The organism is Seonamhaeicola sp. ABD4_175, assembly GCF_056160885.1.
Genome location: NZ_JBSWYC010000001.1, coordinates 463943 through 490892 on the forward strand (window position 1 = coordinate 463943; position 26950 = coordinate 490892).

At 33.8% G+C, this 26950-nt stretch carries 20 protein-coding genes and 1 tRNA gene; 5 read left to right on the forward strand and 16 right to left on the reverse strand.

Going from position 1 to position 26950, the window contains the following annotated elements; genetic code table 11:
- Nucleotides 1–7: 7 nt before the first annotated feature.
- Nucleotides 8–3247 carry a DUF1553 domain-containing protein gene (locus ACXAG4_RS01855; RefSeq protein WP_475294377.1) on the reverse strand — a complete coding sequence of 1080 codons (3240 nt, stop codon included), beginning with the start codon at nucleotides 3245–3247 and terminating at the stop codon, nucleotides 8–10.
- Between the two features lie 196 nt (nucleotides 3248–3443).
- Between ACXAG4_RS01855 and ACXAG4_RS01860 the strand changes: the two genes are divergently transcribed.
- The 5 genes from ACXAG4_RS01860 (at nucleotide 3444) to ACXAG4_RS01880 (ending at nucleotide 10353) form a co-directional block, all read left to right on the forward strand.
- Nucleotides 3444–4310: a helix-turn-helix domain-containing protein gene (locus ACXAG4_RS01860; RefSeq protein WP_475294378.1), complete on the forward strand. Its 867-nt coding sequence runs from the start codon at nucleotides 3444–3446 to the stop codon at nucleotides 4308–4310.
- Nucleotides 4311–4434: 124 nt separating this feature from the next.
- Nucleotides 4435–5877, forward strand: a complete 1443-nt coding sequence (locus ACXAG4_RS01865) for a sulfatase-like hydrolase/transferase (RefSeq protein ID WP_475294379.1) — start codon at nucleotides 4435–4437, stop codon at nucleotides 5875–5877.
- Nucleotides 5877–7541: a sulfatase-like hydrolase/transferase gene (locus ACXAG4_RS01870; RefSeq protein WP_475294380.1), complete on the forward strand. Its 1665-nt coding sequence runs from the start codon at nucleotides 5877–5879 to the stop codon at nucleotides 7539–7541. The genes ACXAG4_RS01865 and ACXAG4_RS01870 overlap by 1 nt, the downstream gene beginning before the upstream one ends.
- A 2-nt stretch (nucleotides 7542–7543) precedes the next feature.
- Entirely contained in the window at nucleotides 7544–8911 is a 1368-nt protein-coding gene (locus tag ACXAG4_RS01875) for a glycoside hydrolase family 28 protein (protein WP_475294381.1), read from the forward strand.
- Nucleotides 8912–8982: 71 nt separating this feature from the next.
- Nucleotides 8983–10353: an alpha-L-fucosidase gene (locus tag ACXAG4_RS01880; protein WP_475294382.1), complete on the forward strand. Its 1371-nt coding sequence runs from the start codon at nucleotides 8983–8985 to the stop codon at nucleotides 10351–10353.
- Nucleotides 10354–10494: 141 nt separating this feature from the next.
- On the opposite strand, the gene ACXAG4_RS01885 is transcribed toward ACXAG4_RS01880, so the two are convergent.
- From ACXAG4_RS01885 to mraZ, 15 genes are all read right to left on the reverse strand, one after another.
- Nucleotides 10495–10568: transfer RNA gene (locus ACXAG4_RS01885), tRNA-Arg, on the reverse strand.
- A 13-nt stretch (nucleotides 10569–10581) separates the two neighbouring features.
- Nucleotides 10582–11031 (reverse strand): GatB/YqeY domain-containing protein, encoded by a 450-nt coding sequence (locus tag ACXAG4_RS01890; protein ID WP_475294383.1) that lies wholly within the window; start codon nucleotides 11029–11031, stop codon nucleotides 10582–10584.
- Between the two features lie 147 nt (nucleotides 11032–11178).
- The gene (gene ftsZ, locus ACXAG4_RS01895) at nucleotides 11179–13164 is read right to left on the reverse strand and encodes a cell division protein FtsZ (protein WP_475294384.1); all 1986 of its coding nucleotides are present in this window, start codon (nucleotides 13162–13164) and stop codon (nucleotides 11179–11181) included.
- Nucleotides 13165–13234: 70 nt separating this feature from the next.
- Nucleotides 13235–14563, reverse strand: coding sequence for a cell division protein FtsA (gene ftsA, locus ACXAG4_RS01900; protein ID WP_475294385.1), 1329 nt, complete (start codon nucleotides 14561–14563; stop codon nucleotides 13235–13237).
- 81 nt (nucleotides 14564–14644) lie between these two features.
- A complete protein-coding gene (locus ACXAG4_RS01905) occupies nucleotides 14645–15265 on the reverse strand; it encodes a cell division protein FtsQ/DivIB (protein WP_475294386.1) in 621 nt (206 codons plus the stop codon).
- A gap of 85 nt (nucleotides 15266–15350) precedes the next feature.
- Entirely contained in the window at nucleotides 15351–16703 is a 1353-nt protein-coding gene (gene murC, locus ACXAG4_RS01910; protein ID WP_475294387.1) for a UDP-N-acetylmuramate--L-alanine ligase, read from the reverse strand.
- Nucleotides 16700–17797, reverse strand: coding sequence for an undecaprenyldiphospho-muramoylpentapeptide beta-N-acetylglucosaminyltransferase (murG, locus tag ACXAG4_RS01915; protein WP_475294388.1), 1098 nt, complete (start codon nucleotides 17795–17797; stop codon nucleotides 16700–16702). The genes murC and murG overlap by 4 nt, the downstream gene beginning before the upstream one ends.
- Nucleotides 17797–18993 carry an FtsW/RodA/SpoVE family cell cycle protein gene (locus tag ACXAG4_RS01920; RefSeq protein ID WP_475294389.1) on the reverse strand — a complete coding sequence of 399 codons (1197 nt, stop codon included), beginning with the start codon at nucleotides 18991–18993 and terminating at the stop codon, nucleotides 17797–17799. The genes murG and ACXAG4_RS01920 overlap by 1 nt, the downstream gene beginning before the upstream one ends.
- A gap of 87 nt (nucleotides 18994–19080) precedes the next feature.
- Nucleotides 19081–20412 (reverse strand): UDP-N-acetylmuramoyl-L-alanine--D-glutamate ligase, encoded by a 1332-nt coding sequence (gene murD / locus ACXAG4_RS01925; RefSeq protein ID WP_475294390.1) that lies wholly within the window; start codon nucleotides 20410–20412, stop codon nucleotides 19081–19083.
- The gene (gene mraY, locus ACXAG4_RS01930) at nucleotides 20413–21654 is read right to left on the reverse strand and encodes a phospho-N-acetylmuramoyl-pentapeptide-transferase (protein WP_475294391.1); all 1242 of its coding nucleotides are present in this window, start codon (nucleotides 21652–21654) and stop codon (nucleotides 20413–20415) included. It lies immediately after the preceding gene.
- Between the two features lie 52 nt (nucleotides 21655–21706).
- Complete coding sequence (locus ACXAG4_RS01935; protein WP_475294392.1) at nucleotides 21707–23170, reverse strand: UDP-N-acetylmuramoyl-L-alanyl-D-glutamate--2,6-diaminopimelate ligase; 1464 nt, start codon at nucleotides 23168–23170, stop codon at nucleotides 21707–21709.
- Nucleotides 23167–25128 (reverse strand): penicillin-binding protein, encoded by a 1962-nt coding sequence (locus ACXAG4_RS01940; protein ID WP_475295231.1) that lies wholly within the window; start codon nucleotides 25126–25128, stop codon nucleotides 23167–23169. The genes ACXAG4_RS01935 and ACXAG4_RS01940 overlap by 4 nt, the downstream gene beginning before the upstream one ends.
- A gap of 60 nt (nucleotides 25129–25188) precedes the next feature.
- On the reverse strand, nucleotides 25189–25506 hold the full coding sequence (locus tag ACXAG4_RS01945) for an FtsL-like putative cell division protein (protein WP_475294393.1): 318 nt from the start codon (nucleotides 25504–25506) through the stop codon (nucleotides 25189–25191).
- A 39-nt stretch (nucleotides 25507–25545) separates the two neighbouring features.
- Nucleotides 25546–26442 (reverse strand): 16S rRNA (cytosine(1402)-N(4))-methyltransferase RsmH, encoded by an 897-nt coding sequence (gene rsmH, locus ACXAG4_RS01950; RefSeq protein WP_475294394.1) that lies wholly within the window; start codon nucleotides 26440–26442, stop codon nucleotides 25546–25548.
- Nucleotides 26429–26896 (reverse strand): division/cell wall cluster transcriptional repressor MraZ, encoded by a 468-nt coding sequence (mraZ, locus tag ACXAG4_RS01955; protein ID WP_475294395.1) that lies wholly within the window; start codon nucleotides 26894–26896, stop codon nucleotides 26429–26431. Before mraZ ends, rsmH begins: the two co-directional genes overlap by 14 nt.
- Nucleotides 26897–26950 lie beyond the last annotated feature (54 nt).

The following is a 26950-nucleotide window of genomic DNA, read 5'->3' on the forward strand; positions in this document are numbered from 1 at the left end:
AAATGATTTATCGTTTTGTTATAAAAGCATCAGAGTTAATAATTGTTGATGCTACTACCGCATTTGCTGCAACTAAAGCTATATCATCTTTGGGGTCTAATTTATGCTCGCCAATACTTATCCAGCCTTTTGCTTTTGCGTTATTATTTTGAAATTTTTCAAATTCAGATTTTTGTAAATCTGTAAGAATTGCTAATTCTTCTTTCTTAATAGATCGTCCGGTTAATTTCTTGTATGTTTTTGAAATACCTTCGGCTACACTATCATATTCTACCATTTTTTTCCCTAGTACTCTAGCAGCTTCAACAAATGTTGGGTCATTAAGTAAAACTAAAGCCTGCAACGGTGTGTTTGTTTCTTGTCTTCGGGTGGTACATAAGTCTCTTGAAGGTACATCAAAAGTTGAAATAGTTGGGTGTGGTACTGCACGCTTCCAAATAGTGTACATACTTCTTCTGTATAAAGCTTCACCTTCACCTTGCGGATACGTATCTCCAGTTACACGCCATAACCCTGGCGGCTGATACGGATGCACACTTTTGCCTCCAACAGTTTCATTTAATAAGCCTGAAGCATAAAGTGCGTTATCTCTTAACATTTCACCAGATAAACGTTTTGAAGGCCCTCTAGCCAGCAACCTATTTTCTCCATCAATTTCCATTAATTCTTTACTTGCCAAACTACTTTGTTGATAGGTATTAGACATCATAATTAACTTATGAAGCGCTTTAACATCCCAACCAGACTCAACAAACTTAATGGCCAACCAATCTAATAATTTTGGGTGTGAAGGTAGCTCACCTTGGTTTCCAAAATCTTCGGCTGTTTTAACAATACCAATTCCAAAAAGGTTTTGCCAATAACGATTTACAGTTACTCTGGATGTTAACGGATTATCTGGATGTGTTATCCATTTAGCTAAACCAATTCTATTTTTTTCAAAAGCATCAGTAAATGGGAAAATTTCTTCGGGTGTGTTGGGAAAAACAGAATCTGTTGGTTGGTCATACTGCCCTCTATCTAAAACATAAGCTTGCCTTACTTTCGGGCTTTCTTTCATAACCATAATTTGTTTCACATTATCTACACTATCAGCTAAAACCAAACGTTCTTTTTCTAGTTTTTCTAGTACTGAATTATATGGTTTTGAATTTACAGATAAATAGTATTTTGAAAGTATATTTTTTTCATCAGCAGTTAAATTCCCAACAGCTTTTTGCTTTATTGCATTCAACTTATCTGCCTTTGAAATTTGCATAACTTCAACCTCGGTTAATTCTTTTTCAAAAACCATTAAATTATCTACCACCGCGCCCCTAATGCCTTTTCCTCTCCATACAGCTCCAATACGTAAACCAGGCTCTATAATAGGACTATTTTCATATAATTGTAATCCATGGAAAATGATGTCTTTATACAAGTTATCAAACGTAGTTTTAGTTTGAAGTTTTTCACCATTCATATAAATAGATACACCACTTGCTTTACTAGAACCATCATAAGTCATGGTTAATTGCACCCATTGTTCTTTTGGCACATCATTTAAAGATTCAACCACTAAAGCGTTATCTGGCCATACGTGCGCTAATAGCGCCTCAAGTTTGTTATCTTTTATTTTAAGATGATATCCTCTAAAACTATGTAACTCTGGGCTATTCATTTTATGAAAAATAACACCAGTTTCTAAATTTTCAGGAATAAAAACATCAATGGCAATTGAGAACATTTCTGCTCTTTGGTAAATACCTATTTTATCAAGATCTAGCCAAGTATCACCATCCATATACAACCCTTTGCCTTGAGCCCCTTTTTTGAAAACAGCGGGTTCGTTTTTAGCAAATTGTTGACGCATTCTAATATTATTTTTCCCATTACCGCCAATAGTATTAACAAGTTTACCACTATCAAAATTAAACGCAGCTACTAATTCTTTTGGTTTTGTTTGAGATGGAATTTTTTTATAACCTTCACTAGCAATCCAATTTTGAGCTTTTTTGTGCTCTTCACTTACAATAGTTTCAAGAGATTTTTCTGTATCATCAACCAGTGTTTCTAAATATGCTAATACTTTTTCTTGTTCATCGGTCGGCAACATCATTGCTGGTACTGGCGTAGCATTATCCCATGAAATAAGGCCAGTTTCATCTACATTATTAAAAAAACTAAACATTTCGAAATAGTTTTTTTGCGAAATTGGGTCATATTTATGGTCATGACATTTGGCACATTCTAAAGTTAAACCTAAAAACCCTTGCCCTGTAACAGCAGTTCTATCTGCCACATATTCTACACGAAACTCTTCATCAATAATACCGCCCTCCATATTTTGCGGATGCAATCTATTAAAGGTAGTTGCCAGCCTTTGTTCTCTTGTTGCATTTGGCAACATATCACCTGCAATTTGCCAAAGTATAAACTTGTCATAAGGCATATTTTCATTAAAGCTTTTTATCACCCAATCTCGCCATGGCGATGTGTCTCTAAATCTATCAACACTGTAACCATGCGTATCTGCGTAACGCGCTAAATCCATCCAATCTAAAGTACGTTGCTCGCCGTATTTTACAGTAGCTAAAAGCCTATCTATTTGTTTTTCAAAAGCATTTGGCGCATCATCGTTAACAAACGCTTCAATTTCTTCTAATGTAGGTGGCAAACCCGTTAAATCTAAAGATGCTCTTCTTAATAGCGTTTCTTTATCTGCTTTTTCCGAGAGTTTTAAATCGTTTAACTCTAGTTGTTCTAATACAAAATTATCTATAGGATTAGCAACTTGCTCTTTATTTTTAACATTAGGAATAGCATGATTTCCGGGTTTTATAAACGCCCAATGATCTTTGTATTCAGCGCCATCTTCAATCCATTTTACTAACACTGCTTTTTCGTAATCAGACAAGGTTAAATGCGAACTTGATTCTGGCATTATTAACTTTGGGTCTTCAGTAATTATTCTATGAAAGAACTCACTTTTAGACAAATTACCAGGTTTAATAGCAACTTTTCCCGGGTTTTCAGGCAACTCTGCATAGGCCACCTCTGCTGTATGCAACTGCAAGCCACCTTTAATGTTTCCTGCATCTGGCCCATGACACAAATAACATTTATCTGATAGTATGGGTTTTACATGCTGATTAAAATCTAATTTCTTAGGCAATTTATCATACTCTGCTGCAACGGTTTCAGGTATATCTGGTCCGCCACATGAAAACAAAAAAGACACCAATAAAGAAAAGGTGATAAATCTCATATTTTTTAACATAAAAAATTACTATTGAATTTTTTTTTCAAATATAAACGAAAAGTTTACAACAGCAAACATCAAAATCAGACTATAAATTGTACATTTCCGACATTCAACTATTTTTAAATTTCATTTTTAAATACTTTTGAAGTATAAAAATTGCTATTTTCAAAACATTATAACAGCAAAAAACGCTAATAAAATGCAACAAATCCTTCATAATATAAATTTAGATTTGCTACATATAGGCTACGCCAAACTAGACAAAAACTGGAACTACAATAATGTTATTAGTCCTTTTTCACGCTTATTTTACGTAACCACAGGAAACGCAAAAGCATACCATAATAATGTTGAGTTTAATTTGCGCCCTGGCTTTATGTATTTAATACCTAGCTACACATTTAATAGATACAAATGCGATAAATACCACGAACAGTATTATATTGGTTTTTTTGAAGAAACAAGCAACGGCCTATCTATTTACAACCTAAAAAACTTTAAGTATGAGGTTAAAGCATCAATATCTGATGTGCAATATTTTAAAAGACTTATAGAACTAAACCCAGATATGGCCGTTACAAATAGCGACCCTAAAGCCTATGTAAACAAACCTTTAAAAGAAGTTTTTTTTAAAAAAGAAAACACTAAAAGCTATAGCAAATTATTAGAAACACATGGTATTTTATCTATTTTATTATCTAGATTTATTGATGAAAGCACGTTAAAACACACCACAAATACCAAAACAAATTTTGAAAAAGTTTTAATTTACATTACAGAACATTTGCATGAAGAACTTACCGTGAAAAGTTTAGCAAATTTTTGTCATTTAAGTACAGATCATTTTTCAAGAGTATTTCTAGAAAATTTTGGTATGCGACCTTTAAAATACATTCAATCTAAACGTGTAGAAAGGGCACAACTTTTGCTTTTAACAACCAACAACTCTTTACAACAAATTGCAAGTAAAGTAGGCTTTGAAAACACTTCATACTTTTCTAGAATTTTTAAAAAAATAACAAACAAAACACCTAATAAATTTAGAAAAGAACAACTAAGCCATTAGCAAAACCTCGTCTAAACTAAAATAAAACCATTTGTTGCACAATATAATTTATAACTAACTTTTTTTAACTCAAGGTATAACTACATTTGCTTTGCAACTTAAATTACAACTAAACAAAAAACCCATGAAATCACTATTAAAAAAGCTATTTTTCTGTAGTATTACACTTTGCTTTTTAAACTGTAACAATTCTTCAAAAGAAACTGCTTTAGCTACAAATCAAATTGAAACACCATCAAAAACCAATAAAAAACCAAATATCATTATTGTTTTAACAGATGATCAAGGTTGGGCAGATGTTGGCTTTAACGGCGCAACAGATATTCCTACACAAAACTTAGATAGGCTAGCTTCCGAAGGTGTCATATTTTCAAACGGCTATGTATCGCACCCCTATTGCAGCCCTTCAAGAGCAGGTATTTTAACAGGCAGGTATCAAGCTCGTTTTGGGCACGATTGTAACATGCCATATCAGGGTGAAAATGATAATACTGTAGGCACTCCTTTATCTGAAAAAATGATTTCTGAAGCTTTAAAAGAACAAGGTTACAAAACAGCTGCTATTGGTAAATGGCACGTAGGAGACCACCCAGACCTACACCCTAACGCTCAGGGTTTTGACCACTGGTTTGGTTTTGCTGGTGGCGGCATGAATTTTTGGGGTATACCTCAAAGTCCAATAAATAAAATTGTACGCAATAGCAACGATGTTTCACAAGATGAGTTAAGTTATTTAACTGATGATTTTACTGAAGAAGCCATTAATTTCATTACCAACGAAAAAGATAATCCATTCTTTATATATCTTGCCTACAATGCACCACATGCACCAGACCACGCAACAGAACAATATTTAGAAAACACAAAACACATAGAATATGGCGGAAGAAGTGTGTATGCCGCCATGGTTAACGGTGTAGATGTTGGTGTTGGCAAAATAGATTCAACCCTAGTTGCTAACGGATTAAAAGAAAACACAATTATTGCATTTTTAAGTGATAACGGCGGAAGAAAAGAACATGCTGATAACAGACCAAACCGTGGCCATAAAGGAATGATTTTTGAAGGTGGTATTAAAGTTCCGTTTTTTATCTCTTGGCCTGCCGGTATTAAAGCTAATCAAACTTACAATAAGCCTATAATTTCATTAGACTTATTTCCAACTTTTCTTAATGCTGCTGGCGGAAACATTAATAACGAACCACAACTAGAAGGCGTTAATTTATTACCTTACATAGAAGGTAAAAACACTAACAGACCACACGAAAAACTTTTCTGGCGCTCTGTGGGTGGCTTTGAATATGCAGCTAGAATTGATGATTATAAATTATACAAAAGTGCTTACAAAGAAAAAACATTGTTATTCGATTTAAAAACAGACCCTTTTGAAAGAAACGATATTGCTCAAAATAATCCTGAAATAGTTTCTAAACTAGAAAAAGCATATGCAGAATGGAACTCTAAAAACTTAGAACCTGGTTGGGTAGATCCGCACCCTGAGAATGTAATTAAAGAAGAGAAAAAATTTCAAGCCATTAGAAATAAATCATTAAAGCATAAAAAATAATGAACCTTAAAAACACTTTTTTAGCAACAGTTTTTTGCTTAAGTTTTTTTATAAGTTTCGCACAAGAACGCCCTAACTTCATTTTTATATTAACTGATGATCAATCTTATGGCATGATGGGATGCACTGGTAACGAAATTGTAAAAACACCCAACTTAGACAAACTTGCAAAAGATGGCACTTTATTTAAAAACGCACATATAACTAGCGCTATTTGTACACCAAGCAGAATTTCAATTTTATTAAGTCAGTTTGAAAGAAAACATGCCGTTAATTTTAATTCTGGCACCAGTGTTTCAAATGAAGCTTGGGCTAAATCTTACCCAGTGGTAATCAGAAATGCGGGTTATTACACAGGCTGGATTGGTAAAAATCACGCGCCAATTGGCAAAGGCGGTTATGGTAGCGGCCTCATGGAAAAGAGTTTTGATTATTGGTATGCAGGACACGGCCATATTAGATTTTACCCAAAAGAAGTCCACAATATTTTTAATGACGCCATTGCAGACACACAGGTTGAAATTATTAATGAAGGTATCAATGATTTTTTAGACCCAAACGAACGCAAACTTAAAGGCGCCATCAAATTTTTAGAAAGCAGACCAAGCAACAAACCCTTTATGCTATCGGTAAATTTCAACCTACCTCACAGTGCTGGTACTGGCTCTATGAAATTACGAAAAACTGATGATGACATTTACAAAACCATGTATCGTGATTTAGATATTCCGCTACCTAAAAATTACATTGCAAAAAAAGATATTATAACACCTAAATTACCTGCTAATCTTTTGAAAGTTGAAAACAGACAAACAGGTTACAACTACGTAGACAAACCCGAAGATAATATAGAACGCTACACTCGCCAATTACAAGCCATGACTGGCATAGACAGGTTAGTTGGCAACTTAAGAAAAAAGTTAAAAGATTTAAAACTTGATAAAAACACCGTTATAATTTTCACCTCAGACCACGGATTATTTATGGGTGAACAAGGCTTAGGAGGAAAAGCACTGTGCTATGAAAAAACCACACATGTACCTATGATTGTTTACAACCCTTCTTTAAAGAAGAGGCAAAGAGGTTTAGAAAGTGATGCCTTAGTACAAAGTATAGACGTTGCACCAACTATGTTAAGCTTAGCTAGTGTGAGTATTCCTGAAGAATTTCAAGGTAAAGACATTTCAAACTTAGTTAAAGGTGATAAAACCGAAGTTAGAGATTATATTTTTACTGAAAACTTATGGGCAACACAATTTGGTAATCCTAAAATTGAAGCCGTACAAAACAAAGAGTGGAAATACATACGCTACTACAAAAACACAAGTTTTCCTGCTTTAAAGAAAATTGCTGCTGCCAAAGAGCTTGGTTTAAACATAAATGATATGCTTTATAAAGTACATGATACTGATATTGCAATATATCGTGCACTTTCTAACGGATCTCTTGAAGGTGAACAACCAGTTTATGAAGAACTTTACAACCTAAAAAATGACCCTTCAGAACTTAACAACCTAATTAACAACCCTAAACACGCTTCAGTTTTAAACCAATTAAAATCGGTTTGGAAAAAAGAATTAATTAATGCTCGTGGCAAAGGAACACCAAAGGTTTATAGATACACTTTTGAAAGTGAATCAACATCTAATTACAAAAGCAAATAATAATGAATTACATTTTCACCATTAGCTTTATATGCATTCACTTTATTGCATATGCTACAGATTTTAATGTTTTAAATTATGGCGCCAAAGCAGATGGCGAAACACTAGATACCCAAGCCGTACAAAGCGCCATTAACGCTTGTACAAAAAATGGCGGTGGTAATGTAATTATTCCCGCAGGAAAAACAGTTGTAATTGGCACTATTTACTTAAAAGATTTTGTAACTCTTTACATTGAAAATGGCGCTACATTATTGGGTAGCCCTAATATTGAGGATTATGCATTAAACACGCATAAAAACATGTACAAGAACGAACCGCACATGGACCGGTGTTTAATCTTTGCTAAGGATGCTAAATCGTTTGCTATTAAAGGTGAAGGTACTATTGATGGTAATGGACACACAAAGAACTTCACCAAAAAAAAAGGTGGCCGCCCTATGATGATTCGTTTTTTAAGATGTCATGATATTTATATTGAAGGTATTTCATTAATAAACCCCGCGGCTTGGACTTCGGCTTGGTTATATTGCAATGAAATTGTTGTTGAAGGCATTAAAATTGTAAGCAGAGTTAATAATAATGGTGATGGTTTAGATTTTGATGGCTGTACCAATGTTAGAGTAAGCAACAGCTCATTTGACACAAGCGATGATTCCATTTGTTTACAAACATCTCACCCTGATTTTCCTTGTAAAGATATTGTAGTAACAAATTGCGTTTTTACAAGCAAATGGGCTGGTTTGCGTATTGGTTTATCATCAAGAGCAGACTTTGAGTCGGTTACCGTTTCAAACTGTACATTTCATGATATACAAGATTCTGGTTTAAAAATTCAAATGAATGAAGGTGGCGAAATGAAAAACATGTCATTTTCTAATTTAGTTATGAAAAATGTTCCGCGCCCTGTTTTTATGACCTTTTGCCAACAACGTGCAGGTGTAGATGCACCTCAAGAAATACTTCCAATGAAGGCAATGCATGGGTTTCTATTTTCAGATTTTATCGTTGACAATAGAGATTTAGATAAGAATTCGGCGTTTTTTATAACAGGCATGCCAAATAATTACATAGAAGATATTCAGCTAAACAATATCCAAATGACGGTTTCTGGCGGCGGCACTAAAGAAGATGCTAATAAAACTATTAAAGAATACACTTTAGAAACTCTAGGTGATTGGTGGCCAGAATTTCATTTAGTTGGAACGTTACCAACTCATGGTATTTATGCTCGTCATGTAAAGGGGCTTTTCATTAATAATGTAAACATTAATACTATTTCAAAAGATGAAAGGCCAACAATTCTATTTGATGATGTAATTAACGGTTATAAATCTAACATCTTCTCAAATAGAAAGAAAATAAATTAAAACATAAAATTTATAAATTGTTTATTCAACTCTAACAAATGAATTACCTTTATGGATAAAACTATTTGTTAATGAAAAGAATATTAATTTCAACCTTTATCTTTTTACTTATTAGCTCAAATTCATGGGCACAAAAGAATAATCAATCTTCAACAGATCAAAATGTTTTAGATTTTTTAAACCTTAAATTTGGTATGTTTATTCATTATAATATGGGAACATACCATGCCGAACAATGGGCTTACCCCTTTCATGACCCAAAAGATTTTAAACCCTCTGAATTAGACTGCAACCAATGGGCTAAAGCTGCAAAATCTGCAGGTATGAAATACGGCGTATTTACTACAAAACATCATGATGGGTTTAGTTTATGGGATACCAAAGTGAGTAATTATGATATTGCTTCTGCCGAAAAGCCATATAACAAAATTGACGTAGTTAAAGAATATGTAGATGCTTTTAGAAATGAAGGCTTAACCGTTGGTCTTTACTTTTCTGTTTGGGATAGACATCACGGAGTGCAACGTGGCAACATTAATGAACAAAATATAGCATTCACCAAAGAACAACTCACAGAACTTTTAACAAACTACGGTGAAATAAACTGTATTGTTATTGATGGTTGGGGATCTCGCTGGGGGAATGGCCCTAATTTTGAAGAATTGCCTTTTCACATTTTAGCAGATCATATTCATTCTATTCAACCCAATTGTTTGGTTATAAACCATAGCTGTAGAGCCGATTTGGCATATACTCAAATTGTGCATTATGAAGCCACACACGGGCAACACATACCTTATGACAATACATTTCCATCTCAACAAGGCCCCGTAATGCAACCATCTTGGTTTTGGGAAAAAGGTTTTGAAAAACTTGAATTAAAACCTGTTGAAGATATAGTTAATGAACTTAGCTACACCAATAAATATTACAGCAATTATTTATTGAATGCTGCACCAAACGATAAAGGTTTAATGGATGAAAACGTTATAAAACGATTAAAAGAAGTTGGTGAATCTATAAAAATTTCTGCTCTTCGCACATCATTACCAAAAGTGCAGCCACCGCATAAAAACGTAAAAATTAAAACCTCTAGCACCTTATTAGAAAAAAATATAACTGAAAGAAACCTGCTTGACCTCAACCTTTTTACTGCGTGGAAAGCCGACAAAGATGATGCTAATCCTTGGGTTGAATTAGATTTTGGAAAAAAAGAAACATTCAATTATTTTTCTATGCATGCTGGTTACAAAAAATCTATTCTGAAATATCAAATTGAAGCTTTTATTAAAAATAAATGGACTGTATTGTTTACTGGTGGTCCTGCTACATTTCATGAAAAACACCCTTTTAAAGAAGTAAAAGCTCAAAAATTCAGACTACGTGTTTTAGAACAAAATGGCATTCCTGAAATTGTAGAACTCACTTTGGTAAAATATTAAAAAAATAATTTCACAAATTTAAGCTAACAAATAACTTTGTAATGGATTAAATATCCCTAAAAGCTCTGCTTTGAAAATTAAAAAATCAAGTTTACAAATTCAAGCAAGCTTGATTTAATACTTGATTTTTTAATTTATTTGTGACCGCGAAGGGATTCGAACCCCCAACCCTCAGAGCCGAAATCTGATATTCTATCCAGTTGAACTACGCAGCCTTTTTTTATTTTTTTAAGCCAATTTAGCTTTTACTATATTTGAAATAGTTTTACCATCGGCTTGTCCAGCTAATTGTTTACTAACAATTCCCATTACTTTGCCCATATCTTTCATGCCTTCAGCCCCTGTTTGCTCAATAGTAGCTACTACTACTTTTTCAATTTCCTCATTTGTTAAAGCTTCGGGTAAAAACTGACTAATAACTTCGGCTTCAGCTAATTCTGGCGCCGCTAAATCTTCTCTACCTTGTTCTAAATAAACAGCTGCACTATCTTTACGTTGTTTTACTTGCTTTTGTAATAGTTTAAGCTCTTGCTCTTCAGTTAACTCATCGCCTGCACCACTTTCGGTTTTGGCTAAAAGTATGGCCGATTTTACGGCTCTTAAAGCTGTTAAAGCTGTTTGGTCTTTGGCTTTCATTGCTTCTTTTAAAGCCGTCATTACGTCTTGCTGTAAACTCATTTTTTATTTTTTTTTAGAATGCGAATATAAGAAATTGTAGTGTTATTTTATTAGTAAAACCGTTAGTTTAAACCTATGCATAAAATACAAAAACCCGAAAAGGTGAGAGTTGCTTTTCGGGTTCATAACTACTTAAGTAGGAAAAAATCAATCGACATTGTCATGTAAAAAAGAATTATTACTTCTTAATTGTATGTCGTCATTATCATCTAAACCTACACTGGTTCGAGACATATCAGTATCAGATGATGATTTGGTTTGGCTAATATCTAATCCTTGACGTTTGTATGCTGGCACTTTTTCAATATCATCAATTTTTGAAGTATTGAATTTATAATTGAAGTCTTTCATTTTACGTCTGCGTTCTTCGGCACGTTCTTTTAAAAGTTCTGAAATAGGCGTATTCATTGGGTCTATTTCTTGCTCTTCTTCTGCTTCTACAGCTGGCTCATTAACCACTTTTCTTTCAAAAACCACATCATTATCTACCTCTTCAACAACCTCTTCTTTGGTTTGCTTCTTGGGGTTTACGGCATCAGCTTCGGCATAATCATCTAAAGTATATCTAATATCACCTTCTTCATTTGTTTCGGTAATAGTAATTAGCTCTGTGTAGTCATTTACTGTGATATCTTTTATTTCTTCATTTAAATCATGCGAAATAATATCTTCATCTTTAACAGGTTCTTTTGTTGCTTCAACATTATTGGTTGTTAAAGGCAAATCAAAAGTTAGGGTTATTTGTTGTTCTTCTTCTTCAATAGTTTCGGCTACTACATCAATATTTTTAATATCATTTTCCATTTTTGTTACTGGCTTAATGATAAAATCGTCTTCATCTGCAACGGTTGCCTTCACTTCATCATACACAACATTGATGTTTTTTATAATTTCGGTAGTTGGAATGATATCTAAATTTACATTTTTATCAACGTTATTTTCTGGTTTTGAAGGCTTTGGTTTTATATGCGTTTCTTCGGCATCTAAATGCAAAGTGTGACGAACAATTTTTGGTGTTTCTTTCTTTTCTAACTCTATAGATGGCGCTATTATAGCTGGTTCTTTTTCTTCGGTACTTAAATCTTGTTCTTCGGTTGTTAAAGAATGAATAACTCTTTTGGTTTCAGTGTTTGAAATTTCGTCTTGTTGTTCAATATTAAAACCTGTTGCTATAATGGTTACTGCAATTGATTCTTCTAAGGTACTGTCTTCACCAACACCCATTATTATGTTAGCACCATGGCCAGCCTCTGTTTGAATGTGGTCATTAATTTCACCTATTTCATCAATAGTGATTTCATGTGTACCTGATACAATAAGTAGTAATACGTTTTTGGCACCTGTTATTTTGTTATCGTTTAATAACGGTGAATCTAGCGCATTTCTAATGGCATCTTGCGCACGGTTTTGACCAGCAGCTACTGCAGACCCCATAATTGCAGTGCCACTATTACTTAATACCGTTTTAGCATCGCGTAAATCTATATTTTGTGTGTAATGGTGTGTTATAACTTCGGCAATACCACGAGCAGCAGTTGATAATACCTCATCGGCTTTAGAGAAACCTGCTTTAAAACCAAGATTACCATAAACTTCTCTAAGCTTATTGTTGTTTATTACTATTAAAGAATCTACAACACTTCTAATTTTTTCAATTCCTTTTTGTGATTGCTCAATACGCATTCTTCCTTCAAACTGAAATGGCATGGTAACAATACCTACTGTTAAAATATCTAAATCTTTAGCCATTTTAGCAATTATAGGCGCAGCTCCTGTACCTGTACCACCGCCCATACCAGCTGTAATGAATACCATTTTAGTGTTAGAGTCTAGCATTCTAGAAATTTCTTCAAAGCTCTCTACTGCTGCTTGCTCTCCAATATCAGGATTTGCACCAGCACCTAACCCTTCGGTTAAGTTAACGCCTAATTGTATTTTGTTTGGAACACCACTGTTTTGAAGTGCTTGAGCATCGGTATTACAGATGTAAAAATCTACACCTTTTATGCCTTGTTGGAACATGTGGTTTATGGCATTGCTACCACCGCCACCAACACCGATAACTTTGATTACGTTTGATTGGTTTTTGGGTAAATCAAACTTAATGCTTTCGAATTCTTTGTTGCTGCTCATAAATTCTGTTTTTCTGGGGTTTTGTACTTATATTTTAAATTCAATGGTTCTTTTTAATGTGCCGCTTTGGCTACTCTGCGTTATCTAGAAAATCTTTAACACGTTCGGTTAATTTATCTAAAAACGACTTACGTTCTTTTTTGGGTTCTTCAACAACTTCATTTACGTTTTCATTTGTAGTTTCAGTTGCTTCTTCAACCTCTGTTTCTGTTGTAATTTCTGTTTCAACTTTTTTACGTTGCTGGCGTTTTAGGCCATCTAACACTAAACCTACAGCTGTTGCAAACAATGGGCTGGTAATGTCTTCATCACTATCGCCTGCTAAATGTTCATTAGGATAGCCTATTCTGGTATCCATACCTGTGATATATTCTACTAATTGTTTTAAGTGCTTTAATTGGCTACCTCCACCAGTTAAAACAATACCTGCAATAAGTTTTTTCTTTTGCTCTTCGTGTCCGTAATTTTTTATTTCAACATATACTTGCTCAATAATTTCAACCACACGTGCGTGAATTATTTTAGACAAGTTTTTGAGGGTTATTTCTTTTGGTTCTCTACCACGAAGCCCTGGTATTGAGACAATTTCATTGTCTTTGTTTTCACCTGGCCATGCTGAACCAAATTTTATTTTTAATAATTCGGCTTGTTTTTCTATAATTGAACAGCCTTCTTTTATGTCTTCAGTAATTACATTGCCTCCAAACGGAATAACTGCTGTATGACGAATGATGCCGTCTCTAAAAATGGCTAAATCTGTTGTACCACCACCTATATCTATTAAGGCTACACCGGCTTCTTTTTCTTCTTGACTTAGTACGGCATTTGCTGATGCTAAAGGCTCTAAAGTTATACCTTCAAGACTTAAACCTGAGCTTTTAACACATCTACCAATATTTCTGATAGATGATACTTGGCCCACAACTACATGAAAATTAGCTTCTAACCTACCGCCATACATACCTATTGGCTCTTTAATCTCAGCTTGCCCATCAACTTTATATTCTTGTGGTAATACGTGAATAATTTCTTCACCGGGTAACATAACCAACTTATGTACTTGATTTATTAGCCTATCAATATCATCATCATCAATTACCGTTTCAGAATCTGGTCTGGTAATATAATCACTGTGTTGTAAACTACGTATGTGTTGCCCCGCAATACCAACTGTAACATCGGCAATTTTAATATTTGCAGCCGCTTCTGCCTCTTGAACCGCTTGTTGTATAGACTGTATTGTTTGTGTGATATTATTTACCACACCACGGTGTACGCCTAAACTTTTAGACCTCCCAATGCCTAAAATTTCAAGTTTACCATAATCGTTTTTACGACCAATCATGGCCACAATTTTTGTGGTTCCTATGTCTAATCCTACTGCTAAATTATGTTCCATAGTTTACGTTTTACTCAAAAAAATTGAGATTTTAATACTTAAATACTAAACGCACTTAAATGATTATTGCCACCAAACAATTTACCTACTACAAACTACTTGGTTATCAAATTGTAAATTCACTTTCTTATAATCATTTAGCGTGTTTTCTTTTAAACTTTTTTTATAAAACGCTTTTAGATTATTAATTTTTTTATCTAATAATTTCACGTCTCCTAACTGTACTATAAAATTACACTGCCTAAGTTTTAAATTGATTGTTTTATTTAAACCTTGGTGTATTTCTATAACGTGCTTTTTTAAAAACACATCGTTTTTTATTTTTTGAGCTACAGTAAAGAGACTTTTTAAATTATTTTTCTCTACATACCCTGTAACCAACGGCACTCTTGCTGAATAACTTGCAGACAAAGGCATAAACGAACCTTCGTCATCAATGTAATACGATACATTTGTATTTACTCTTGCAATAGGTGTTTTTTGTTCAACTTTAGCGTTAAGTGTGCCATTTACAGCAACATACACCTCTGCAGACTTGACCATTGGATTAGATTTTAGGGCAGTTTCTAACGCATTCAAATCTAAAGTTTCTTTTGACACGTTTTTCACGCCTTGGTAATTTTGTATTAACAATTTACTAACATTGTTAGTGGTAATAAACGGCCTGTTTTCACCCACAAATTCAATGTTAGGCTTAGACACGTTTCGCACTCCATTTTTCTTCAATGAAAACGCATACAGAAACACTGTAAACACTAACAGCACAAACATTTTTATGTAGTTCCAGTTAACTCTCAACGCTTAAACTTTTTTTAATTAGTTTTACCTGCTCTCCAATATCACCTGCACCAATGGTTAAAATTACATGCGCATTACTTTCGTTTATTTTTTGCAACAGCGCCTGTTTACTTACCAATTGCTTATTTTTATTAGTAATTTTACTTAATAACCAACTTGATGTTACACCTTCAATAGGCAACTCTCTTGCCGGATAAATATCTAGCAACAATAGTTCATCAAATTTTGATAGGCTTAAAGCAAAATCATCTATAAGATCTCTTGTTCTACTATACAAATGCGGTTGAAATACAGCCAATACTTTTTTGTTTGGATACATTTCTCTAACAGCCTGATGCACTGCGTTAATTTCTTCAGGATGATGTGCATAATCATCTATAAAAACTAAATTATCAGTTTTAATATGGTACGAAAATCGTCTTTTCACTCCTTTAAAAGACGCTAAAGCTTTGGCGAGCTGCTCATGAGAACAACCATAATCTATAGCCATAGCAAAAGCTACAAGCGCATTAGACAAATTGTGCCTACCCGGAAGATTAAACACTAAATTTTTAATGATAGCTTTTGGTGTTTTCACATCAAAAACATAAGATCCATTTTCTATTTTTATATTTTGAACACTGTAATCTGCGTCATCTTCAATTCCGTAGGTTATACCTTCAAGTGGCAAACCGTTTTTAACAAACAGCTTACCATTTGGTTTTATGCGTTTTGTGAATTGCACGAACGACTCTTGCAATGCTTCAGCTTCACCATAAATATCTAAATGATCAGCATCCATAGAAGTTATACATGCTAAATCTGGAGACAATGTTAAAAACGACCTATCAAATTCATCTGCTTCAACCACCGAAACTTCAGTTCCCTTCAATATTAAATTTGAATTATAGTTTTCTGTAACACCACCCAAAAACGCAGTAACCTCTGCATTACACTCATGCAATAAATGCCCTAAAATACTTGATGTTGTTGTTTTACCATGTGTGCCAGCCACAGCCAAACAAAATGTATTTTCTGTAATTAAACCTAAAACTTGCGAGCGTTTTAATACCTTAAAATTATTATTAATAAAATAATTAAGTTCTGCATGATTTTTAGGTATTGCCGGCGTATAAACAACCAAAGTGTTTGTTGGGTTTAAAAATGGCTTTGGCACAACCTGTACAGCATCATTAAAATGCACATGAACACCCAAGCTTGACAGGGCTTCGGTTATTTCAGTTGGTGTTTTATCATAACCAGCAACACACTTATTATTAGCTAAAAAATATCTAGCCAAAGCACTCATGCCAATACCGCCAATGCCCACAAAATATATGTTATGTACGTTATTTAAATTCATGCTTTGTTTAATAATTTTTCAACCTCATCTGCAATATCTTTTGTTGCGTTTACCAAGGCTAATTTTTTAATATTTTCAGACAACGTTTGTTGTTTTTCTTTTGATGCTATTAATTGTGAAAATTTATTTTCAAAATCGGCATTTAAATCTTCTTCTTTTATAAGTAAAGCTGCATTTTGATTTACTATAGCCATTGCATTTTTAGTTTGATGATCTTCCGCAACATTTGGAGATGGTATAAAAATTACCGGTTTACCAACAATACACAACTCTGAAACTGAGCTAGCACCTGCTCTTGAAACTATAACATTGGCCGCTGCATAAGCACTAGCCATATCATTTAAAAACTGATGCACTTGTACATGCTTTGTATTACCATAAATTTTATATTGCTGATAATACAACTTACCGCATTGCCAAATTATTTGTACGTTTTGAGTATTAAAAAAGTCTAATTTTTTTTCTATTAATTCATTTATACGTTTTGCCCCCAAACTACCGCCCAAAACCAACAAGGTTGTCATATTTTCTTTTAAACCGAAATGCTTTTTGGCTTCGTTTGTTTTTGATGTAATATTTAACAAACCTTGACGCACCGGATTACCCGTTTTTATAATTTTATCCTTCGGAAAAAAACGCTCTAAACCATCATAAGCCACACATATTTTTGCTGCTTTTTTTGATAAAAACTTATTGGTGATTCCTGGATACGAATTTTGCTCTTGTATTACACTAGGAATACCTTTAGATGCTGCCGAATATAATAACGGACCACTAGCAAAACCACCCGTACCAATAGCCACATCTGGCTTAAATTGTTTTAATATTTTTTTAGATTTTAAAACGCTACTAATCACTTTAAAAGGGAATAACAAGTTTTTTACTGTTAACTTGCGTTGTATGCCCGAAATCCATAAACCTTCAATATTATAGCCCGCTTGTGGTACTTTTTCCATTTCCATTCTATCTTTTGCGCCAACAAACAAAAATTCGGCATTTGGAAAACGCCTTTTTAACTCGTTAGCAATTGCAATAGCCGGATAAATATGACCGCCAGTACCACCACCTGATAATATGATTTTGTAGTTACTCATTAAATAGTTTCAGATAAAATTTCTAATGGGTTTTCTTCTATATTTTCTTCTTTTTCTTTTATTTCTTCGCGTTTAGCACTAACACTTAAAATAATACCTAGTGCTAAACAAGTCATCCAGATTGAGGTTCCTCCACTACTAATTAATGGTAGTGTTTGCCCAGTTACAGGAAACAACTCTACCGCCACTGCCATGTTTATTAATGCCTGAAATACAATTGGCAAGCCAACACCCAACACTAATAATTTACCAAAAACGGTATCTGCTTTTTGGGCCGCTATTACTATTCTAAACAACAGCCACATATATAAAACCATAACAAACATGCCTCCTAACAAACCATATTCTTCTATTATAATGGCGAAAATAAAATCTGATGACGATTGTGGTAAAAAGTTTTTTTGTCTACTTTTTCCTGGACCAACACCATTTATACCTCCAGAGGCTATAGCTATTTTAGCTTTTTCAATTTGATAATCGGCTTCTGTATCTTCTGTATTAGAAAAACTTTCAATTCTGCTCATCCAAGTATCTACCCTGTTTGGCATAGCATCAGGAAATGCTTTTGCAACCAAAATAAACAATGTGAGCATTAGCAAACCACTGCCAATAATTACTGCTAAATATCGTAATGGATATCCGCCCAAAAACACCAATACAATAACCATTAAAAATATAATAGCTGTTGTTGAAAAGTTTGAAGGCAATATTAAAGCCAACACTAAAAATGCGGGTACCCAAAGTGGTAAAATAGACTCTTTGAATGTTATTTTTTTATCTTTTATTTTAGACATGTACCTTGCCACATACACCATTAAAACTACCGCTGCTAACGTTGATGTTTGAAATGACATGCCTACTATTGGTATTTGTATCCAACGGCTTGCATTGGCGCCATCAATAACCGTTCCTTGCATCATGGTTATAGCCAACAACACTAATACCACAGGAATCATAATTAAGGACAAGCCTTTAAAATACCTATACGGAATTTTATGAACCCCATACATTATTGCAAACCCCAAAAACAAATGCATAAAATGCTTTACAAAAAAAGCAAACGTATTACTACCACCGCCTTTATAAGCTAAATTACTAGCAGCACTGTATATAGGCAAAAATGAAACTATAGCCAACAACGCCACAATTGCCCAAATTAAACGATCTCCTTTTATGTTTTTAAATATGCTACTCATTTTGCGGACATTTTCCCCTAAGGAAAAACTCTTAAATTTGTATTTAACATCTTATTGCTTCCCTTTAGGAAGATTAAGATGGTATTATTATAAGTTACGTACAGCATCTTTAAACTGACGCCCTCTATCTTCATAATTTTCAAACAAATCAAAACTTGCACATGCTGGTGACAGCAATACATTATCTCCAACCTCGGCAATTTTATAAGCTATTTTTACAGCTTCGCTCATGTATTGTGTTTCAACAATAACATCAACCATGCTACCAAACGTTTTAAGTAGCTTTTCATTATCTACGCCTAAACAAATAATAGCCTTTACTTTTTCATTCACAAAAGGAAACAACTCTTCATAGTTATTACCTTTATCTACACCGCCAACTATCCAAACGGTTGGCGCATCCATACTTTCTAAAGCAAAATATGTTGCATTGACATTGGTAGCTTTAGAATCGTTTATATACTGCACTTTATTTATTTTAAGTACGTTTTCTAAACGATGCTCTACGCCTTGAAAATTCTCTAAACTTTCTCTTATTGTTTGCTTTCTAATTTTTAATAAATGAGCAACTGTTGAAGCTGCCATTGCGTTTTTTACGTTATGTTTACCCTCTAATGTTAAACCTGTTGTTGGCATAATAAATTCGCTATTATTTACTGTTATTTTTATATTATTGTTTTCTAAATAGGCTCCATTTTCAATACGTTTTGTTAAGGAAAACGGTAATAATGTTGATTTTACAGGGTTGTTTTCTAAGTACTTTACAATAACCTCATCATCAGCATCATATATTAAAAAATCGTTTTTAGTTTGATTTTCTACTATTCTGAATTTTGAAGCAATGTAATTTTCAAACTTATAATCATACCTATCTAAATGATCTGGAGTTATGTTGGTAATTACTGCTATGTGCGGCTTAAATTTGATGATATCATCTAATTGAAAACTGCTAATCTCTAAAACATAATCCTGATAGTTTTTTTGCAACACTTGTTTGGCAAAACTATCGCCAATATTACCTGCTAAACCTACATGTAATTCTTGTTTTAAAATATGATGCGTTAAACTTGCTGTTGTTGTTTTTCCGTTACTACCTGTAATACCCACAATTGTAGCTTTGGTAAACATAGCCGCAAATTCAATTTCTGAAACCACCGGAATACCTTTGTTATGTATTAATTTTACCAACGGCACTTTATCTGGTATCCCTGGGCTTTTCATCACCACATTTGCATTAAGAATTTTTGCTTCGGTATGCATTTCTTCTTCCCATGCAATCTCATTATTTATAAGAACCTCTTTATATTTTTCTTTTATTTTTCCTTTATCAGACACAAACACGCTGTATCCTTTTTCTTTTGCCAGTAACGCTGTACCAACACCACTTTCGCCACCTCCAAGAACTACAAGCTTTTTCATTTATCTAATCTTCAATGTTACTATTGAAAGAATAGCTAGTAGAATTCCAATAATCCAAAAGCGTGTTGAAATTTTACTTTCGTGGTACCCTAGTTTTTGATAGTGGTGATGCAGTGGCGACATTTTGAAAATTCGGCGACCTTCACCATATTTCTTCTTGGTATATTTAAACCAACTAACCTGCATTACTACTGATAAATTTTCAGCTAAAAATATACCACACAACACAGGAATGAGCCATTCTTTTCGTACAGCAATTGCTATTACTGCTATAATTCCGCCAATAGTTAAACTTCCGGTATCTCCCATAAACACCTGTGCCGGATACGTATTGTACCATAAAAAACCAATAAGCGCACCAACAAATGCTGCTATGTAAATAGTAATTTCTTCAACCCTTGGTATGTACATGATATTTAAGTAATCTGAGAAAATTATATTACCAGACACCCAAGCAAAAATCCCTAATGTAAGCACAATAATTGCTGATGTTCCGGCAGCTAAACCATCAATCCCATCGGTTAAATTAGCGCCATTAGAAACAGCTGTTATTATAAAAATGGCCACTATTATAAAAATTAACCATGTGTATTTTTCTAAATCTGGGTGAATCCAAGTTATTAAATCTGAATAATCAAATTCATTATGTTTAACAAACGGAATGGTTGTTTTAGTTGATTTTTCTTCAACCTTAAAAAATGCAGACTCTTTAGCTGCAGGATTTTCTTTTCGTATTTGTTGTTGCGTTTCTAACGGTAATTTTTCTTTTATAACCACATCATTATGAAAATAAAGCGTTGCACCCACAATAACACCCAAACCAACTTGACCAATTACTTTAAACCTACCTTTTAGTCCTTCCTTATTATTTTTAAATTTTTTTATGAAATCATCTATAAAACCAATAGCTCCCATCCATAAGGTTGTTATTAGCAATAAAATGATATAAATGTTTTCTAATTTTGCTAAAAGAATTACCGGTATTAGAGTTGCCAGAATAATAATAATACCACCCATTGTTGGGGTACCTGCTTTTTCGGCTTGCCCATCTAAACCTAAATCTCGTATAGTTTCACCCATTTGTTTCTTTTGAAGAAAACGGATGATTCTTTTACCATATATAGTTGAAATTAACAACGACAATATCATTGCCAAAGCAGCCCTAAAAGTTATAAACCCAAAAAGCGTAGCTCCTGGAAATTGGAATTGTTGTTCTAAATATTTAAATAAATAATATAACATGCTTTTTTCTTGCCATTTGCTCACTTAAACTTTGTTAAGCGCAAATGGCATTTTATTTTTGTAACTGTTTTAAAAATTCTTTTACTGTTTTTAAATCATCAAAATCAAAACGTTTACCTTTAATTTCTTGATACGTTTCATGCCCTTTGCCGGCTATTAATATTATATCATTAGGCGACGCTAATTGACAAGCTGTTTTTATAGCTTGCGCTCTATTTGAAATTGTTAATGATTTTTTGAAATTTTGAGGCTCAACACCCGCTTCAATGTCTCTTAATATTGTTTCAGGATCTTCACTTCTTGGGTTATCATTAGTAAAAATAACCTTTGTACTAAGTGCCGTTGCAATATGCCCCATTTTTGGGCGCTTCGTTTTATCTCTATCACCACCACAACCAATAACTGTAATAAGTTCTTCGTTTTTTGTACGGATGCTATTAATGGTTTCTAATACGTTTTTAAGCGCATCGGGCGTGTGTGCATAATCAACAATTGCAGTTATTTTTTCATCTGAAATTACATACTGAAAACGCCCACTAACGCTCTCTAATTCAGAAACAAGCCTTAAAACTTCAAATTTTTCAAGCCCTAAAAGCTCTGCAGTAGCATAAATTGCTAAAACATTATAAGCGTTAAAATTTCCTATTAGCTTTGTCCAAACCTCATTATCATTAATTTTAAGCAGCAAGCCACTTAACTGATTTTCTAAAATTTGCGCTTTATAATCGGCATAACTCTTTAAAGCATACGTATATTTTTTTGCTTTTGTGTTTTGCAGCATTACAGCACCATTTTTATCATCAGCATTAGTTAAAGCGAATGCTTCTTTTGGCAAGCCATCAAAAAACTGTTTTTTTACATCTCTATATTCTGCAAATGTGTTGTGATAATCTAAATGATCATGCGAGAGGTTTGTGAAAATTCCGCCCGCAAACACCAAACCTTCGGTTCTGCTTTGATGAATACCATGCGAACTCACTTCCATAAAACAAAACTCAACACCTTCATCATTCATTTCCTTTAAATATTTATTAATAGTTAAAGAATCTGGTGTTGTGTGTGTTGCTTTATACACTTTATTATCAACTAATATTTTTACTGTTGAAAGTAGCCCAACTTTATAACCTGCATTTTTAAACAACTGATATAACAAACTTGCAACTGTTGTTTTACCATTGGTACCCGTTACCCCAACTAGCTTTAAATTTTCAGAAGGTGCACCGTAATAGTTTGACGCCAAAATTGCCAATGCTTTATTAGAATTACCAACCTCAACATACGTTATACCATCAACTAAAACTTTTGGCATTAGCTGACAAACAATAGCTTTAGCTCCGTTTTCAATAGCTTTTTCAATAAAATTGTGTCCATTTACTGCTGTACCAACAATAGCTACAAACACATCATTTTCACCTACATGTCTAGAATCAAAATGAATAGCGTTTACCGCAACGTTTGTATCTCCTACAACGGCGTTTATTGAAACTTTATATAATATGTCTTTTAAAACGTTCATGATGCTATTAAAACAATTGTTTGATTATCTTTTAATTTGATATTTTTATTAATGGATTGCTCTTTTACAATACCGCTACCTTGCAACTTCACTTTTACATTTACATTCATATTTTCTAAAAGCGCAACAGCGTCCATTGCAGGTAAACCAACCACGTTTGGCATAATTGTTTTATAGGTTTGCGCTAATTGATAGTAATTTTTAAACTCTTTTTCAACTGAATTTTTTTTAACATCTAGCGTTTCCACTTCATCAACAATTGGTGTATCGGTAAATATTTTTTGTGCAATTCTTTTAAAAACAGGCCCAGAAACATCGGCCCCGTAATACCCCACACTTTTATCAGGTTCGTGTATAACAACTATACAGGAATATTTAGGGTTTTCAGCAGGGAAATACCCAGCGAAAGATGATATATAATTAAGCTTTTCTTTATTGATATAATCTTTTTGACAAGTACCTGTTTTACCCGCCATTGAAAAATTTTCAGAATACAAACGATGACCTGTGCCATGTTCTTTTTCAACTACATTTTTTAACAACGCTTGTAATTTACCAACCGTTTCTTTTGAACATATTCCACTGTTAATAACCTCTTCTTTAAAAGGTTCAATAACCCTATCAAACTCTCTAACCTCTCTTAAAAACCTAGGCTTTACCATTACACCATTATTAGCAACCGCATTATAAAAAGTGAGGGTTTGCAATGGCGTAAATGACACACCGTAACCGTAAGCCATCCACTGCAAAGCAATACCACTCCAACGGCCATTTTTTACACGCGGATCTGGAATAATAGGCTTTGGCTCACCAATTATTGGTAGGTTTAAATCTGAATTCAAATTCATATCATATAACCTATCAACAAATTTTTCAGGTTGTTTTCTGTAAGCTTTATCTATTGCCTTAACAATTCCGGTGTTTGAAGACACTTCAAAAGCGCGAGAAATTGAAATTTTTCCGTAACCACCCCATTTAGAATCTCTCACCTTTTTTCCGTAATAAGTAATAACACCTTTTTCTGTATCAACCACATCACTTGTATCTACCAACTTATCTTCAAAAGCAGCTGCTAAAGCCATTAATTTAAAGGTAGAACCAGACTCATGACGTTCACCAACCGCATAATTTAAGCGCTCATAGTAATGTCCGTTTTTATTTCTACCTAAATTTGAAATAGCTCTAATTTCACCCGTTTTTGTTTCCATTACTACCACACAACCGTGGTCTGCCTTATATTTTTCTAACTGCTCTAAAAGTGCGTGGTGTGCAATATCCTGTATATTAACATCAATAGTTGTGTATACATCATAACCATCTTTAGGTTCAATTTCATTAGCATCACGTAATGGTTTCCATTGCCCTTTACCTATGCGCTGTTTTTTTCGTTGCCCATCAACCCCACGCAAATATTTAACACCAAAAGCACCATCAATACCCGGGCGTGTAATGTTACCCTTATCATCAACCCGCTCATAACCTATGGTTCTTTGCGCAATACCACCCATTGGATGCTCGCGTTTTGTTGTTTGCTCAACAATTAACCCGCCTTTAAAAGCACCTAAACTTAGTAGCGGAAAGTTTCTAATTCTTGTATAATCTGTATACCCAACATTTCTCACTAATAAATAATACCTGTTTTTATTAGCGCGTGCTTTTCTTAATTCTTTTTGGTAAAAAGCTGATGATTTACCTGTGAATTTTGACAGTGAATCTGCTAAAGGTTTCAAATATTTTGTGAAGTTTTTTGCAGATGAGGTTAGCGCATCAATTCTAATATCATATTTAGGAATTGACGTTGCCAACAAATTGCCATTTACCGAGTACACATTACCCCTGTTTGCAGGAATAACAACATCTTTTACAACACGCTTTTCTGCTAATGCTTTGTATTTTTCGCCTTGCAGGAACTGTATACTAAACAGCTTAAACACCACAGCAAGCCCGAAGACAAACATACACCCTGCTATAAAGTACAAACGGTTTAATATGTTTTTCTCGTTAATTGCCAATGTTGTTTAATTTTTAGATTTTACTTTTATTTTTTTAGGTGGAATTACTGATGGCGCAATTCCTTTTTCTTTCATTATATCTATTACATGCGACTCCATTTTTAGCCGCATTAATTTTGTACGACCTTCTAAAAACGTGGACCGGGTTTCTTTTACTTCATTTTTTAACCGTGCTATTTCATACACTTTTTTATCTGCACTGTGCGAACTTGCTATCATAACCAAAGCCAACACTGATATAAAAATGATAAACCTCCAGTTTTTAAAAGAATCATCACTTACTAAAAATGTTCCTTTTAATATGTTATAAATGTTCTTTTTCATTGCTTAACCAACAGCTTACATACAGTTATTAAAACACTTTTATAACTTTTCAGCTATTCGCAATTTTGCACTTCTAGCCCTATTATTAATTTCAATTTCTTCTTTTGATGGCACTATAAGCCCGTTAACTTTTTTAAGCGGCACCTCAAAATTTCCAAACATATCCCTTTCTGGCTCTCCTTCAAACAAACCATTTCTTATGAAACGTTTTACCAGCCTATCTTCTAAAGAATGATAGGATATAAAACTTAGCCTACCACCTTTTACCAACACCTCTGGCGTTTGCAACAAAAACTCTTTTAAAACTTCAATTTCTTGGTTTACTTCAATTCTTATTGCCTGATATATTTGCGCCAACACTTTATTTTCATGCCTAGGCGGTAAAAACTTTTTTAAAACCGCTTTTAACTGTTCACTTGTTACAATTGGCTCGTTTTGCCTTTGCGCTACAATTAACCTTGCCATTGCTGGCGCCGGCCTTAGCTCACCATATTGTGCAAACACCTGCCTAAGTTGCTCCTCTTCATATTCATTTACCACATGAAATGCAGATAGTGCACTACGCTGATTCATACGCATATCTAAATCTGCCTCAAAGCGTGTTGAAAATCCGCGTTCAGCAACATCAAATTGATGCGAAGACACACCAAAATCTGCCAAAATACCATCAACTTGCTTTACACCATGCAACCTTAAAAAACGCTTTAAATACCTAAAGTTTTCACTAATTAGCGTAAATCTTGAATCGTCAATTTTATTTCTAAGAACATCTTCATCTTGATCAAAAGCAAACAACTTTCCGTTTTCATCAAGCCTACTTAAAATTTCTTTACTATGTCCGCCACCACCAAAAGTAACATCAACATACACGCCATTTGGCTTTATGTTTAAACCATCAACGGTTTCTTTTAACAATACTGGATTATGATATTCCATACTCATCATCTTGCCCCATTACTTCCTCGGCTAAATCTGCAAAATCTAACGCCGCATCATCAATGGCTTGTTCATATAAATCTTTATCCCAAATTTCAATAATATTTACAGCCGAAGCCACAACAATATCTTTTGAAATGTTTGCAAAAACAGTTAAATCTTTGGGTATTAGCAAACGCCCGTTACCATCAACTTCAACCATTTTTACACCTGCAGTAAACCTTCTAATAAAATCGTTGTTCTTTTTTTTAAACCTGTTTAGCTTGTTCATTTTTTGCATTAGCACTTGCCACTCTGCCATTGGATACAACTCTAAACATTTTTGAAACACCGATCTGCGCAACACAAAACCCTCTGCCAAAACAGCGGACATTTGCTTTTTTAAAGGCGCAGGCATCATTAACCTACCCTTTGCATCTACTTTGCATTCGTATGTTCCTGTTAAAAAATTCAAGCTTGTTTGTTAGGTTTCCTATTCAAAATTCAAAGATATTGAAAAATTTACCAC